Source organism: Hominimerdicola alba (assembly GCF_900109655.1).
GTDB lineage: Bacteria > Bacillota > Clostridia > Oscillospirales > Ruminococcaceae > Hominimerdicola > Hominimerdicola alba_B.
On the sequence record NZ_FOAT01000004.1, the window covers coordinates 252,669 to 268,462 of the forward strand.

The following is a 15,794-nucleotide window of genomic DNA, read 5'->3' on the forward strand; positions in this document are numbered from 1 at the left end:
ACAATATCGAGTAAAATATGGTATTGCTATAAGAATTACTATTGTTAGACAATTATCAAAAATGCACATTAATACCATATTCAATTATGGATAAGCTACGAAAGGTCACAGAAATATGTCAAAAATATTGACAAAAACTTTTGCGCGTGTTATAATATTCTATGATTTACTGGTATATTATCATGTCCAACATAATTGATCAGGAGGCATAATCATGCAGGTAAAAAAATTTTTAGCAGTAGTAATGTCGCTTTGTATGGCAGCAGGTGCAGTCAGCTATGGTGCGCCGATAATCTCGCAGAATATAACCGCACAGGCAGCTTCTATTAAGGTAGATTGCTATTCTTTTGATGAATCAACAGGTGTACTTACGCTAAAGGGCGAAGTACAACGTGATGCAATAAGGGATTTTGGCTATGATCATGATGAAAAGGTAAGATCAGTAGTAGCTGAAAAAGGAACGGTACTTCCCCAGAACTGCAGTATGCTGTTTTACTATTACACTAATTGCACTTCCATAGATCTTTCAAAAGCTGATACTACCAATGTTACAGATATGAACTCCATGTTTTCTGAATGTTCTGCTCTGACAAAACTTGATATAAGCAGTTTCAATACAAGCAAGGTAACGAATATGGAAGATATGTTCTATTGCTGCAGCAGTCTCTCTTCCATAGATTTGAGCAGTTTTGATACAAGTAACGTTACAAATATGTCTGCTATGTTCTATGGCTGTACCAGCCTGACTTCAGTTGACCTGAGACATTTTGATACAAGCAAAGTCACAAAGATGAGCGGTATGTTTCTTAATTGCAGGAAGCTGACAACAATTGATGTAAGCAGTTTTGATACAAGTTCTGTTACAAATATGGGCAGCATGTTCTATGGATGCACAGGTCTGACCAGACTGGATCTGAGCAGATTTAACACTGCAAAAGTTATATATATGTACAGTATGTTCAATGGCTGTTACAGTCTGACAAAGATCGATCTGAGCGGATTTGATACAAGCAAAGTCGAGGAGATGTACACTCTGTTCGCAGGCTGCACCAGCCTTACTTCAATTGACCTGAGCAGTTTTGATACAAGCAATGTCATATATATGAATGATATGTTCACTCTTTGCGGTAAGCTGAGTACTCTCACTCTTGGCAAAAACTTCAAAAAATTACCGGAGAATACATATCTCCCCAACGGCGACGGCTGGGTAAATGCTAATGCTCCCAAAACTGTGGTCAGCGGCAGCGGCGAATATGCTGTTATCGAAAACAACGGCAAGAACACCTACAAACGCCTTGGCACCGAGTCAGAAAATTCCGGCAACACGAACACATATCCCCAAAACATAAAAGCCCTATACAACGAGCAATATCACCAGGTGAGATTCTCATGGGATAAGGTCGAAAACGCTGACAGATACGGAATAGCTGTTTATCTTGCAGGTAAATGGAGAATACAGACGCAGAACATTACCGGTACTGTTTACACATCTCCAAAGAACCTCACCCCCGGCAAGAGCTACAAGGTCGCTATCGCTGCAAGAGTTGAAGGAAAATGGGATACAGCAAACGCTATCAAAAACGCCGTGACCATAACCATAAAGTGATGTACTGAAATACGCCCGAACAAGCAAGTTTACAACGATAAGATTTTTTAACTATCAAAATATATAACGCCCTCCGGATACGAAAATGTATCCCGGAGGGCGTTGCGTTTATCATATTGAAAAGCGGATCAATTTCAGCTTGTCACTTTATAGTAATAGTCCCGGCATTTTTGATGGCATTTACGGTATCCCATTTGCCGTTCACTCTCGCAGCAATTGCGACCCTGTAAGACATACCGGGGGTAAGATTCTTTGGAGAGGTATAGATCGTGTCGATGATATTCTGTGTCTGCACTCTCCACTTTCCTGCCAGATATACTGCTATTCCGTACCTGTCAGCACCTTCGACTTTATCCCATGTAAATCTTACCTGATGATATTTCTCACTATAAGTGACCTTGATATTTGTGGGATATGATGTAGGCGCCTCAACTTTGATAGGTGTATTTATCTTGAAGCTGCCAACAAAGTTTGCTTTAAGCTTGGTGTCATAGACATTGCTGCCCTCATTTGAGAAGCGAATAGGATATTCGCCCTCGCCGTTTTTTCTGTTGGCAATCTTGAAATACACTTTATAAGTGCCCTCAGGCATATCGTCAGGCAGATCAAGTTCGGCTGACATTATATTCGACTTTCTGTCGGTAAGTGAAGTGCCGCTGAGCCATTTTCTGGCATCATAGTTTGAAGCTTTCTCTCCTTTATCTGAATCGAGATCCCAAAGTTTGAACTCTTTCTCCAGACCATTGCCCTTGATGATAACTGAGGTCTGCTCATTTTTGAAAAGGTTGCCAAAGCCTACATTTTCAATAGTTGTTTCAAGTGCAAAATTCTCATCGGCAGAAAGTTCGGTGGTCATTTGTACATCCCGTACCACAAACCTGTATCCCATACGGTTGCGGAGATAATCAAACTCTGAAGTCTTGCCCTTGTAGAGTGAGTCGCCGCCGTTATATGTAGTACTTCTGAAACCATCCATGACCCCATCGTGCCAGTCCTTATTGAGGTATGATGTGTGGGTCTTGAAACCTTCTTTTTCAAAATAAGCAATATTATTCAGCGGAGCACCGCCTTCTTCATCGTCCCACAGTACAAGTTCACCGCCGAAAAGTGTGTGGTCGGTCTGGGTCGTGAGCCATTTTATCTCTTTGTCTCTGTCCTTATAAGTGCCCAGGTCAGTGACCGAACCAAGATAGCCGTCATTGTACAGACCTATCCTGTAAGCATCGGTGCCCTCCTTGGCTACATAGGAATCAATGTTTTTCAGCTTCACACCGCTCCATGCGCAGAAATCGCTTGGCTTGCGGACGTTGACTGTCAGATCCTCAGGCAGTACCTCAAGCCATTTTCCTATTATCTTTTTCTCACTTGCCGCATCTGTGCGGTCTGAGGTATGCATCTCACCCCAGGGTCCGATGATGCCACATTCAACAGCAGCTATGACATCGGTATACCGGCTGATGACCGCGCCGACTTTTTCCTGATGCTGTTCAATAAACTTGTCATCGGTGGGTTCCCATACGGTTCTGTAATAGTGATTGCCGTCTTCGTCAACACCATCAGCTGTTTTGCCTCTGTATTTGTAGTCATAAGCAAAGCGTATAACAGCGCTCTGGTTGTTTTTTCTCAGTCTTGCCAGAAGTTCTCCAAAAGCTTTTTCAACATCGTCCTTTGAAGAATCGATATATGCGTTGTCGGAATGTTTAACGGGGTTTTCACCCTTTCTGTTCTGCGCCGAGAAATCAGAAAGGTCAATCAGCAAATGAACGAGCTGATATTTCGACGCGATCCCGTCAATATTTTCCAAAGTAGAAGCCTGAGCTTTACAGTTGGAACTATCGCGCTTGTAGCTGATCTCATAAGCCTGATAAAAACCTCTGTAGGGGTTATGAGTATCTTCAAGGGTCTCCTTGTAGCTTATCTCATTTACAGCTGTAATTTTGCTGGCAGAATTTGCCGCTGTGCTTCCTGCATAAACCACAGTTGGCAGTGCCGAAACAGCAAGACAGATCGAAAGTCCGCTTGCAGCAAGTCTTTTTACAAGACTGCTCCTGATGTTTGTGTTTTTCATAGTATTTCCCTTTCATATCCATACATTTTGTGAGGCTCAGCCTCTCTTCAACCATTTAATATATACCATTTTAAATATAGCATATCCAACAGGGCAATATGTTAATATTATTTAAAATAATGTTGTACCCAAAGCAAAATTAGATATATGTATTTTGTGATCGAAATTGTAATGAAAAGATAAAACGCCCCTCGGGATACATTACGTATCTCCGGGAGGCGTTAAGATATCAATAGTATTTACGTATCAAATCGGATAATCCGCCTGTCACCTAACTGTAACAGTCACAGCATTTTTGATAGCGTTTGTAACATCCCATTTACCGCCTACCTTTGCAGCGATAGCTACCTTGTAGGTCATGCCGGGTGTGAGGTTCTTGGGAGTTACATAAGATGTAGTCGAACCGGAGATGGACTGAGTCTGAACTCTCCATTTGCCTGCCAGATATACTGCGATGCCGTAGTTCTGTGCATTGGGAACTGCGTTCCATGTGAACTGTACCTGATGATACTGAGTGCTGTAGTTCACCTTAATATTAGTAGGATAAGTATTGTCGGAGGACTGATGAGGTTCTGAACCGCCGCCGTTATTACCGTTTGCATCTATGGTTGTACCTGCTGCCGCACCGATCACTTCATCAACATAGAACGATGTGGTAGAGCTGTCAGTCTCAACATAGATCTGCACATTTGATGCGCCAGCGGGGATCATGAAGTTCTTGTTTGCAAGCTGTACCCACTTGCCCTTTGAAACTGTTTCGGATGCGATCTTTGTGTAATTTGTTGTTCCGCTTGCATCGGTATACTGCATAGTGAAGTGGAACTTATCTGTTGCATCACCGCTGAGGTAGGATACCATAGCACTGAAGCTGTACGAATTGCCTGCCTTGAAAGTAGTGGAATCAAGTGTATAGCTTGCACCGTTCCATGCACTCTGTCTTCCTGATACATACAGCGAGCTGCTGCCTGCGGATGCAGTATCGCTGCTTGAAGCTACGCTTGCGGAACCTCTTCCTGTGAATCCGTCAGAAGTACCTTCAAATCCACAATGGAAGTACCAGCCATTAGGATCGGGATCAACAGGTGGATTGATCACTTCTCCGCCTCCGCTGCTTGTATTACCATCGCCCTTGAAAGCATATCTCATGAAAGTGTAAAGATGAGGCTTTACAGAGTTAGCATCATGTCCGCCGCCGGGGATAGACTGATATACGTGGTTAACACCGTTTCTGGTGAGTATTGTGCTGTACTGCTGCGGGAAAGTACCAACAACGCCATCGTTTGTACCGCCTGTGATCATGAATACCTCAGGCTCGGGACCAACGTTCCTGAACTTCATTTCGCTCTCCTGCATACAGCCGGGGTGAACCATGAAGCTGTCCTGACCTGGTGTGATACCGGGAGCAGGGCAAGCACCGCCTACATAACCGAATACATCAGGGCGCATAAGTCCGCAGTAGATAGCCTCACGGCCGCCCATGGAGAAACCTGTGATAGCAGTATTCTCTCTGCCCTCTTTTACGGAATAATTCTCCTTGATGTAAGGCAGAAGGCTCTCTGTAACATCATACAGGAAGTTGTCATACTCCTGGCAGGTCTGCTGGTTGATACCGTTTGGACCGCTCATGGTCTTACTGGTGAACATATTGGGGCATACAACGATGAACTCCTCAGACTTGCCTGTTGACATAAGACCTGTCATCAGTTCCTGAACACCCATGCCGCTTACCATATCGTTCTCGCTTCCCATAATACCGTGGAGAACGAACATTACAGGGTACTTCTTGCTGGAGTTATAGTTCGGGGGCAGGATAACGTTGCACTTCTTGTTTTTGCCTGAGAACTTGCAGTAGTAGGTCTTGTTTTCGACCTTGCAGCGGCTGGACTGTTCAACACCGCCGGGCACAGTGGTAGGCATATCGTTCTTGATCTTAGCGTTAAGACCTGACTGAGCGTTACCGCCGTTGCCTGCATCAGAACCGATATTTTCATTACCGGTAGTACCGAATCCTCCTGCAAAACCGCTCCAGTCGAAGCCTGCAGCATTAACGGTGAGTGGTAACGAAGCACCGATCATCATCAAGGCAACAGTTGCACCGAGAACTCTCTTCATTTTTGAATGTTTCACTCAAATCACTCCTTTTTGATTTGTAGTCCTGTACTAAAGCAGGACGAAACCTCCGGACAAATATCCGGAAACAGAGACATTTAATTTGTTCTTCCATTTTTAGTCATACTATATAATATATGACCCTATCATTTCGTCTCTTATAGCAAGAATACTATATTTTACAAAAAAAGTAAACAAGAATTTTTCAACATCGCAATCTTTGACCGTTAATCCGCAATAACTGGTTAAACATTTTCTTATATAATAATTTCTTAATATAAATTATAAAAAGCTCAGCAGAATTTAATAAATTTACATAACTAAAGCCATGGAAGATATGGTCTTTTTCATATATAAATACTCATTAAAAAGAATGTTATCACATTTACCGGCCTCGCACTTTCAGTAAACTTGCACAGCTTTTTTCGATGGTTCCGTGCCATTACAAATTGATTTATCGGACGTTCCACGCGGTTGTTATCTGCCTGACAGCTGAATCGGCTGACTTATCATAAAATATTGACATTTTGGGTATATATATGGTATAATATGCCTCAGTCAAAAAGGAGAATGATATGTATACAAAATTCAGAGAAAAATATCTGGGAGACAAAGCGTTCTACAAACGTGTTCTTATAACTGTCATACCGATGATACTGCAAAATCTGGTAACTAATTTTGTCAGTATGATGGATAACATCATGGTGGGACAAGTCGGTACCGAGCAAATGAGCGGCGTTTCTATAGTCAACCAGTTCATATTCGTATTCAATATAACAGTCTTCGGCGCAGTTGCTGGTCCCGGGATATTCGGTGCGCAGTTTTTCGGAAAGCGTGACGCAGAGGGTCAGCGATACACCGTTCGTTTCAAGCTGATGATATGCACCGCGATAATAGTTATCGGCGCATTGGTGTTCAGTCTGCTGGACGAGCCGCTTATACGGCTTTTCATTAGCGAAGATGACAGTCCCGAAAAGATGGCGCTTACCATGCAAAGCGCAAAAGCTTACATGAAAATAATGATAATAGGACTTATCCCTTTCGGATACGGACAGGCATATTCAAGCACCCTGCGCGAATGCAGTATAACAACGATACCGATGATAAGCTCGTTATCAGCTGTCGGGGTAAATCTTGTACTGGACTACGGACTTATATTCGGCAAGCTGGGTATGCCTGAAATGGGTGTACGAGGTGCAGCTGTCGCAACAGTTATCGCAAAACTGATAGAAGCAGGTGTCGTCATATTCTGGACGCACACTCACAATGACAGAAACCCGTATGCGGTCGGGCTTTTTAAAAGCTTTACAATTCCCCGAAAACTTTTAAAGGATATCATCATTAAAGGCTCGCCTTTACTAGTGAACGAATTTCTGTGGGCAGCAGGAATGGCTGTTGTAGCACAGTGCTACTCCGAGAGAGGTCTTGATGTTGTAGCCGCGAGAAACATCAGCGGTACTATCACAAATCTGTTCGGCTCGGTATACATACAGCTTGGCTGCTGCATAGGCATTATCGTTGGAGCTGAGCTGGGTGCAAACAAACTTGATGAAGCCCGAAGGACCGATGATAAACTGAGATTTTTCAGCATTGCGGCTACTCTCCTGCTGGCGGCGGCAGTTATCCCGCTTGCTCCGCTTTTCCCTAAGATATACAAGACCGAGGACAGCATAAGGTCGCTGGCTTCATATATGATAATAATTCAGGCGCTAACCATGCCTCTGTGGTCATATACGAATGCCTGCTATTTCACTTTACGCAGCGGCGGAAAAACTATACTCACTTTCCTGTTTGATTTTGTTTTCACATGGGCGCTTGTTATCCCGATTTCATTTATCATCGCTCACTTTACAAAAATGGATATCCATCCCATGTTCGCCATTATAAGCTTTACCGAGATAATAAAAGTAGTCATAGGATATTTCATGGTGCGGTCGGACATATGGATAAACAACATAGTAAACGAAAAATCATAACCATCACTAAAGTGGTGGTTATGATTTTTTCGTATATTCTTTCGATATCTCAACTCATTTTATCGTAACATTGAAAGCTCTTTGGTTAATGCTGCCTGTATCCCATTTGCCGTTTACCTTGGCGCAGACTACCATTTTATAAACGCCTGTTTCTACCTTGGGCGATGTGTAGCTTGTAACATTTCCATTGACCTGAGCCTTTACGCGCCATTTGCCAGCCTGATATACGGCTATACCATACTTTTCCGCACCCAAAACAGCAGTCCACTTCAGCCTGAACTGTCTGCCCTGTACCTCGGACTTGACAACAGGATATTTGTTGGCATTTCCGTCAAGGGCTATGAACTTAAAGCCGTTGTCAAGAGCGTACTTCTCTGTGGCAGTGCCTCTATAGCCCTTTATCGTAAAGCCATCGCACTTTTTATAAAAACCGTATTCATAATAATATCCGAAAGCATATTCGTCAATAGTCTTAACGCTTTTCGGGATAGTTACGCTTGAAAGGCTCGTGCATCCGCAGAACGTATACTCCGATATGGTTTCAACAGTGTTCGGAATGGTTATACTTGTTAAGCTTGTGCAGCCGTAGAAAGCATATCTGCCAATATTTTTAACACTGTCCGGTATGTTTATTTCTTTAAGTTTTTTACAGTCCTGAAAAGCATAACCGCCGATCTGCGTCACACTGTTCGGGATATATATGCTTTCAAGACCGAAGCAGTAACTGAAGGCATAGTATCCGATGCTCTTAACACTGTTCGGTAACTTTACGTCCGCAAGATTGATGCATTTGCTGAAAGCATCATTGCCGATGCTTGTAACGCCGTCCGCTATAACAACTTTTTTAATGTCGTCACAGTTGCCGAACCACGGAGCTTGTTCAAGCCTATGATCAGCCATAGACCCTTCGCCAGCGGGAGGACCGGAAACACCGGATGCAGACACCGCCTCGGGTACAAAATCAGCCATAGCACCCTCACCCCAAATGGTGAGAGTTCCCTCGCCGTCAAGCGCCCATGTTAGGTTTTTACCTTCATTTTCGTTGTATGCTCCGCAATAGCCGCTGTCAACGATCGTATTGCCGAGGGAGATAAACTCAAAGCCGTTGTCTTTGGCGTATTTTTCAGCGGTGCTGTTTTTGCTTCCCTTTATTGTGAAACCGTCGATCTTTTTACTTTCATAATAATAAAAATAATTATCATCACGATAATATCCAAAAGCCTCTTCGCCAATGTTTGTAACGCTGTTCGGGACAGTAACGTTTGTAAGGCTTGTGCAGTTATGGAAAGCTAAAGACCCGATGTCTGTAACGCTCTCCGGGATAGTAATATTTTCAAGCCTTATGCATAAATAGAAGGCACGTTCGCCGATATCTGTCACGCTGTTGGGGATAGTAATGTCTGTAAAGCTTGTGCAGCCCTCAAAAGCACCGTGGCCGATTTTAGTAACGCTCTCAGGGATTGTAATGCTTGCAAGGCTTGAGCAGCCGTAGAACTCATTATTACTGATGCTTGTAATGCCCTTCGGAAGCTTTACATCTGTAAGTCTTCTGCAGTCGCTAAAAGCAGAGTCGCCGATGCTTGTAACAGTATCCGGTACAGTAATGCTTTTAAGGTTTATGCAGCTTTCAAAAGCTCTTTCGCCGATACTTGTAATGCTGTCAGGTATAGTATAGCTTTCAAGGCTTTGGCAGTTTTCAAACATCTCTTCACCTATGGCTGTCAAGCCGTCAGGCAGTTTTACGTCTGTAAGGCTTGTGCAGTCGCGAAAAACAGCATCGCCAAAGCTTGTAACGCTGTCAGGAACTGTAAAGCTTTTAATTTTTGAACAGCCGTTAAAAGCAGAGTTGCCAATGCTCGTTACGCTGTCCGGGACAGTAATGTCTTCAAAGCTCGTGCATCCGCAGAATGCATGATTGCCAATGCTTGTAACGCTGTTGGGGATAGTTACGTTTTTGAGACTGTGGCAGTAGTTAAAAACGCCATCGCTAATGGTTGTAATGCTATCAGGTAAATTTATGCTTGTAAGAGCATTGCAGCCGCTGAAAGCATATTCTTCAATGCTTGTAACACTGTTCGGGATAGTAATGTCTGTAAGGCTTGAACAGCCGGCAAAAGCTACGCTGCCGATATTTGTGATACTGTCCGGGATAGTGACGTTTGCAAGACTTCTGCAATCATTGAAAGCATAATTGCTTATGCTTGTAAGGCTGCTCGGTAACTCTATGCTTGTAAGGTCAGTACAGCCGTAAAAAGCATAATTGCCTATCTGCGCCACACCGTCCGTGAGAATTACGTTTTCAAGGCTTTTGCAGCCCCTGAAAGCATGGTCACCGATCTGGGTTACGCTGCCAGGGACAGTAATGCTTTTAAGGCTTGTACATTTGTAGAAAGCATAGTTGCCAATGGTTTCTACGGTATTCGGGATAGTTACGCTTTCAACGCTGCTGCTCTCAAAGAAAGCGAAAGCATCGATGCGCTTTACACCGGCAGGGATAGTTACACTTTTAACTTTCGGACACTGATAGAAAGTATGCGAGCCTATGCTGGTAACAGCTTTTCCATCGATCACGGAAGGGACAGTAACGTTTTCGTCAGTACCGTAGTACTGGCAAAGTTCGATACTGTCATCATCATGTATGATATAAGTGAAATCCGCATACTTACCATACGTTTCCGCGCTTGCCATCAAAGGAAAGCCATCAAAAGTCCCCAATGGCAGCGTCCCCGCGCCCGAAAATACAACAGCCAATGCAGCCAGTCCGCTTAATAAACGTTTATTCATGATAATTGCCTCCTGTTAAAAAATAAATATATTTAATATAATTTAATTATATCATAAATCTTCATATTCTTCAATTACAAAAGCACACAATTATAACACTAAATTTTTGTATATAAATACGTAAAACACCGTTGACACGCCCTCGCAAAATGCTTTAATAATATAAAATATCATTTGGAGCAGATCGATTGCATCTCACTTTTACTGCGATGTAAATTCATTCCATCAAATAGTCGAAGAAGACAAGCGTGTTAGCACGCAGATAATAATATCGCAGCAATACCAAATAGAGTATAGAAACACGTCTGATATTTGTGCATTTATACAAAGTATAAAATTATTTCTAAAAAAGCGTTACTTTTGTGCTGAAATCGGCATTAGTATATGAATGCATTCAATAACAACATTGAAAGTCGACTCAATTAAACGAAAGAAAAAATTAAAGCCGATCTTGAAACTCTGAAAGATCAAAAGGAAAATGAGGCGGCAGCTTATGAAAGAGAATATCGCATATATTCGTCAAAGGCTCAAACCTTCTTATGAGTTGAAACGCCGTGTGATGAAACGTGCGGAAAAGCTCGAAGCCGGCAAAAAGACGTTCGGCTATAATAGGACAACAGCGGATCACATAATAAAAAGGAGCAGATTCAAATGAAAGCAAATAATACAAGAGAGTACTCAAAAATCAAAAACCGTTTTCCCATAGCCGTTATTTCGGTTGCAGCGTGCGCAGCACTTGTTATGGGTCTGACAGCGTGCAGTAATAATAATGACCAAACAGATCTCTCGGCGGCTGCTAAGGACAGCAGTACAAACATAAGCGTGGACAACACTAATGAAACCAACATTGTTTCCGAAACAACGGAGAGCAGTGTTTCAAATGACGTTCAGAATGATCCGGTCGGTGACAGCAATATCTCCTCCGACAACAGCAGCGATAAATCCGAAGCAGGAAACAATCAGACTGAAAAGGTGGAGATGTCGGTAGACAAAATGCTTTCAATGGACGGCAAACAGCTCAGGGCACTGTCGAACGATAACTACGAGATAATTGACGGAGCATCGGCTCAGAGTGCAAGCTTCGGTCTGAAATGCGCTGCTTTCCCCGAATACGTTTTTGTGCTGAAGCGGGTTGAATACAACAACGACAAGCCAGAAAACACCATCAAGGTGCCCATCGATGATTATGTTTTTGAACTGAGTGATGAGATAGAACAGCTGAATCTTTATGAAGGCGCAAACGTCGGCAGCGGTGTTACTGTCGGAATGACATATAATGAGATAGAGGAACAGCTGGGACATGATATCGAAGTAAGTATGGTCAATACTTCACTTGGTCTGGCTGCGTGGACCGAAATAGACGGCAGATATTGGGCTCTGCATTTTGATGTGACCGATGTACCGGATGATGAGATATGGAAGAGACTGGAAGAATCAACGGAAGGTGGAGAGATCAATCTTGACGATCCCGGTCACGCTGACTTATCTGATATTAATCCCGTATGCGATCTGGCTGTATTTGATATAGAAGCAGATAACTGGCATTACGGAAGAATATAAAAGAGGGAAAAAAATGAAAAGAAAACTATTCTGTGAGCTGTCTCCGCTTACTTACGCTATCTCGGAGCGCAAGTGTGAAATGGTAAGAACGGTAAAAAATCTGTTTGAGGCAGGCAACTTTGCAAAAACGAGATCGGATCAAAAGCTTGAATATTCAATATACAAGCACAATTCGCTTATAAGACGCAGGCTCGGAAACGTGGATATGCACTTGCAGGAGAATAAAGCAGTAAACCTTTCTCTTGCTGCACCAAAAATAAATATGCTCCTGATACGTCCCGGTGAGACCTTTTCATTCTGGTATCTTGTTGGCAGTCTATCTGAAAAGAACGGATATAAGGAAGGACTGACGATATTTTCCGATCACCCTTCCTCGGGGATAGGCGGCGGTATGTGTCAGATGACTAACCTTATCCACTGGATGGTGCTTCATTCCGAAATGGAGATAACAGAGCACCATCACCACGACCAGATAGATCTGTTCCCTGACTTTAACAGGACTATACCCTTCGGGACAGGTACAAGTATAATGTACAATTATCTGGACTATCGATTCAAGAATACGACTGATATCACATATCAGCTTGTGATCTACACCACCGACGAATACCTTTGCGGAGAACTAAGGGCGAATAAGCGACAGGAACACAAATACCATATATGGGCAGAAAACGTGTTTTTCTCACAGGAAAACGGTATCGTATACCGCAACGGAGAGGTATATCGTGACAAGATCGACCGCAGGACAGGAGAACACATCGAGAAAAAGCTGATACGAAAGAATCATGCAAGAGTTTGTTATGATACGAGCGGCCTTGAAATAAAAGCTGTGTGACAGCTGCTGTCTCGTCAGTAAGCTTCAAATCAAGCAGTCACATCAGTTATCAACTTGTGCAATGATACAAATCGGATAGTTTCCTCTTCAAAAAGCGTTACTTTTATGCTAAAATCATCATTAGTATATAAACGCATCCAACAAACAAAAAACATAGAAAGGCGGTGAGCGGCAATGTCAATGGAAAGTGCGGAGAAAGACCTGGAATATGTGATGGATAAATACGGAAGGACTGTGAACGGCATTATCTGCTCGATGCTCAGGTCACATTCGGAAAGAGATGATCTTTTTCAGGAGGTGTTCCTGCTGTACTATACAAAGGAACTTCATTTCGAAGACGAAGGAGCGCGGCGCTCGTGGCTTATACGCACAGCACTGAACCTTTGTCGGTCGGCGAACCGTTCGCCGTGGAATCTGCTTCGTAGCGGAGAGGAATTCGATCCGTACAGCGTGGTAGACACCGAAAGTCTTTCGGAAGATACCGGGCTGTGGCAAAAAGTATGTGGGCTTAAAGAAAAATACCGACTGCCGGTGTATCTGCATTATTTTGAGGGACTTTCGCTGGCGGAGGTAGCAGAGATCATGCAGACAAGCGAAGCAGCGGTGAAAATGCGGCTCAAAAGAGCAAGAGAAAAACTCAAAATTGAACTTACTAAAAATGATGATTCAGAAACGGAGGCGGCAGTAAATGAAAAAAGAGAATATATCTGAAATTCGCCGCAGCCTTGAACCGTCCGCAGAAATGAAACGCCGCGTTATGGAACGTGCGGCAAAGCTTGAAGCGGGCAGAAAGACCTTCGGCAATGAAAAGACAACAGCGGATAGCAGCACAATAGCTGCATTCGGCACAAAAGAGAAAAAGGAGCAAAATACAATGAGTGTAAACAGATCAGAAATAATTAAGGTAAAAAGCCATCTTCCCGCAGCGGTGATCTCAGTCGCAGCTTGCGCAGCTGTCGTAATCGGTATAGCAGCTGTCAATATGAACGATAAGAATCCAAAGCCTCTCCCGACGACAAGTCAGGACAGCATGACCACAGACGATCAGACCGTCACCAAAGATGAAGAACTTTCTCCGGAAGATGTGATGACCGTGACCGAAAGTGACGGAAGCACTTTCACGATCACAGATAAAGACAGGATAGCGGCTATTGACGCGATAGTCGAAAAGACCAAAAAGTGCCATATCTGGTATGGCGAAGCCGTTCCGACCGAACGTACTTTAGAATATTATGTTGACGGAAAACAGCGCATTGTCGAGATCAGTGGAGAACAGCTCAGCACGTATCATCCGGACAGTGAACCTCACCCTGAAATTTGCTGGGTAGTCACTGTTGACGGCGAATCATATGCTCTATGCGAGTTTACTCCCGATGAACCATATTATCAATTGTACTATTCGACCCAAAAGGGCGGCAACCTGACTTTCAGGAAACAGAATAATAAAAATAATGACAGCAATAATGAAGACGACTTTTATGATGACCCGTTTGATGAAGAATACCATAACGAAGAGGCTGCCCGTAAGCTAAAAAGTATTATTGATGATATACGTAAGAACAGTACGCCGCAGTATGAAACAGAGAACCTGTATTATTATTATGAAGAACACTTGCCATCAGGGGATGATTGTCGTGCTGATTGTTCCTTCAAGCTGGACGGAAATTACTACGATATCGAACTGTACTGGGATTCCGATCTGATACGTCTTGATGTTTGTGAATGGCGCGACGGCAAAGATCTTACTTTACTGTATAAAGACACACAGAATTGGATAGCCGAATTTGATGAAGTATTTGGCTCGCTGACTGATGTACCTGATGAATTCGGAGCACAGCCAGAAGAAACCGAAGAACTTGAGTGGTTTGGAGAAGAAGACACAGGATTCGGCGCACAGTAAGATGAACTTTCTGATGATATGGTCAAGATACCTGAACTTTTTGAACTGACAGAGGAACAGGCTGTTGCCGCACTTAAAGAAGCCGGTCTGAACTGCCTGATCAGATACAATTTTGATTCTACGAAAAAAGGCTATGTCAGCTCATATTACGGCGATCCCGACACAGATAATTATGTAAAAAAGGGAACATATATCGCTGTGGATATATCACTGGGAGAATATGACGGACCCATTGAAATGGTAAAACCTGAATTCGCAACTTGGTATTATCCTACTAAGGAAAGCGAACTGAAAGTGCCTGTCCCTGACGTTCTGAGCGGTTCGTATACTTTTAACATTTACTTCGGAACAGATCCTGAGTACACAACTACAACAGATGATATAAATGGCGTTAAAAACATCACATTAGATGTAAATGCCAGTGACAAAGAACGGTTCGTTGTTTACGCAAAGAAAAACAACTCAGCTGAAGAAAACCTTATCCGATATGCGACCTATGAGTTCGATTATACAGCCGAGACATGGACTCTGATCGGCGAACTCAACACCGACGAACTTCTCAGAGCAAAATAAATAAACGAATAGCTATTGCAGAGTGGAGTCTATCCTAAAATTTGTGTAAACCTCTGAAGTAGTGTATAATAGAAGAGACACTACTTTGGAGGTTTTAATTATGAGCAGAAGACGAAGAAATGAAACAGAAGAGCAGCGAGCAAGAAGAGAGCTAATAAGTGATTTTCTTTCGGCAGCGAATATTCAGAGCATGGACGATATTCAGGAACTTTTCAAGGAGGCACTTGCCGGATTTATGGAAGGTAGCCTTGAATCAGAGCTTGATTCCGAGCTTGGATACGAGCCGTATGACGTTAAGAACAAGGCTACCGACAACAGTCGTAACGGTCACAGCAAGAAAACTCTTCGTACCAGTATGGGTAAGGTTGATATTGAAGTTCCTC

General features: G+C 43.1%; 11 protein-coding genes and 2 pseudogenes. 9 read left to right on the forward strand and 4 right to left on the reverse strand.

Annotated features, from left to right (window positions below; all coding sequences use genetic code 11):
• The first annotated feature begins 214 nt into the window (after positions 1 to 214).
• Positions 215 to 1,606: a BspA family leucine-rich repeat surface protein gene (locus tag BMY75_RS06955; protein WP_074831654.1), complete on the forward strand. Its 1,392-nt coding sequence runs from the start codon at positions 215 to 217 to the stop codon at positions 1,604 to 1,606.
• A gap of 142 nt (positions 1,607 to 1,748) precedes the next feature.
• On the opposite strand, the gene BMY75_RS17470 is transcribed toward BMY75_RS06955, so the two are convergent.
• The 3 genes and pseudogenes from BMY75_RS17470 to BMY75_RS18435 form a co-directional block, all read right to left on the reverse strand.
• A complete protein-coding gene (locus tag BMY75_RS17470; RefSeq protein ID WP_081350469.1) occupies positions 1,749 to 3,674 on the reverse strand; it encodes a DUF4832 domain-containing protein in 1,926 nt (641 codons plus the stop codon).
• Positions 3,675 to 3,941: 267 nt separating this feature from the next.
• Positions 3,942 to 4,802, reverse strand: a pseudogene (locus BMY75_RS17475) (carbohydrate binding domain-containing protein); the annotation flags it as partial.
• Between the two features lie 294 nt (positions 4,803 to 5,096).
• Positions 5,097 to 5,786, reverse strand: a pseudogene (locus tag BMY75_RS18435) (alpha/beta hydrolase); the annotation flags it as partial.
• Between the two features lie 572 nt (positions 5,787 to 6,358).
• On the opposite strand from BMY75_RS18435, the gene BMY75_RS06985 reads away from it, so the two are divergent.
• The gene (locus BMY75_RS06985; protein ID WP_074831657.1) at positions 6,359 to 7,759 is read left to right on the forward strand and encodes an MATE family efflux transporter; all 1,401 of its coding nucleotides are present in this window, start codon (positions 6,359 to 6,361) and stop codon (positions 7,757 to 7,759) included.
• A gap of 54 nt (positions 7,760 to 7,813) precedes the next feature.
• Here the strand turns inward: BMY75_RS06985 and BMY75_RS06990 are convergent, their stop codons facing one another.
• Positions 7,814 to 10,543, reverse strand: coding sequence for a leucine-rich repeat domain-containing protein (locus BMY75_RS06990; protein WP_074831660.1), 2,730 nt, complete (start codon positions 10,541 to 10,543; stop codon positions 7,814 to 7,816).
• 493 nt (positions 10,544 to 11,036) lie between these two features.
• Here BMY75_RS06990 and BMY75_RS18230 point away from each other — a divergent pair, with 493 nt between their 5' ends.
• The 7 genes from BMY75_RS18230 to BMY75_RS07020 all read left to right on the forward strand — a co-directional run.
• Complete coding sequence (locus tag BMY75_RS18230; protein ID WP_207646263.1) at positions 11,037 to 11,198, forward strand: hypothetical protein; 162 nt, start codon at positions 11,037 to 11,039, stop codon at positions 11,196 to 11,198.
• A complete protein-coding gene (locus BMY75_RS06995; RefSeq protein WP_074831663.1) occupies positions 11,195 to 12,103 on the forward strand; it encodes a hypothetical protein in 909 nt (302 codons plus the stop codon). Before BMY75_RS18230 ends, BMY75_RS06995 begins: the two co-directional genes overlap by 4 nt.
• 13 nt (positions 12,104 to 12,116) lie before the next feature.
• Entirely contained in the window at positions 12,117 to 12,938 is an 822-nt protein-coding gene (locus tag BMY75_RS07000) for a VanW family protein (protein WP_074831665.1), read from the forward strand.
• Positions 12,939 to 13,112: 174 nt separating this feature from the next.
• Entirely contained in the window at positions 13,113 to 13,649 is a 537-nt protein-coding gene (locus BMY75_RS07005) for an RNA polymerase sigma factor (protein ID WP_074831668.1), read from the forward strand.
• Positions 13,627 to 14,838, forward strand: a complete 1,212-nt coding sequence (locus BMY75_RS07010) for a hypothetical protein (RefSeq protein ID WP_074831671.1) — start codon at positions 13,627 to 13,629, stop codon at positions 14,836 to 14,838. The genes BMY75_RS07005 and BMY75_RS07010 overlap by 23 nt, the downstream gene beginning before the upstream one ends.
• A gap of 18 nt (positions 14,839 to 14,856) precedes the next feature.
• Complete coding sequence (locus BMY75_RS07015) at positions 14,857 to 15,411, forward strand: hypothetical protein (RefSeq protein WP_074831674.1); 555 nt, start codon at positions 14,857 to 14,859, stop codon at positions 15,409 to 15,411.
• Between the two features lie 100 nt (positions 15,412 to 15,511).
• Positions 15,512 to 15,794, forward strand: a 283-nt coding sequence (locus BMY75_RS07020) for a transposase (protein WP_037304829.1), incomplete at its 3' end; no start/stop codon positions are given.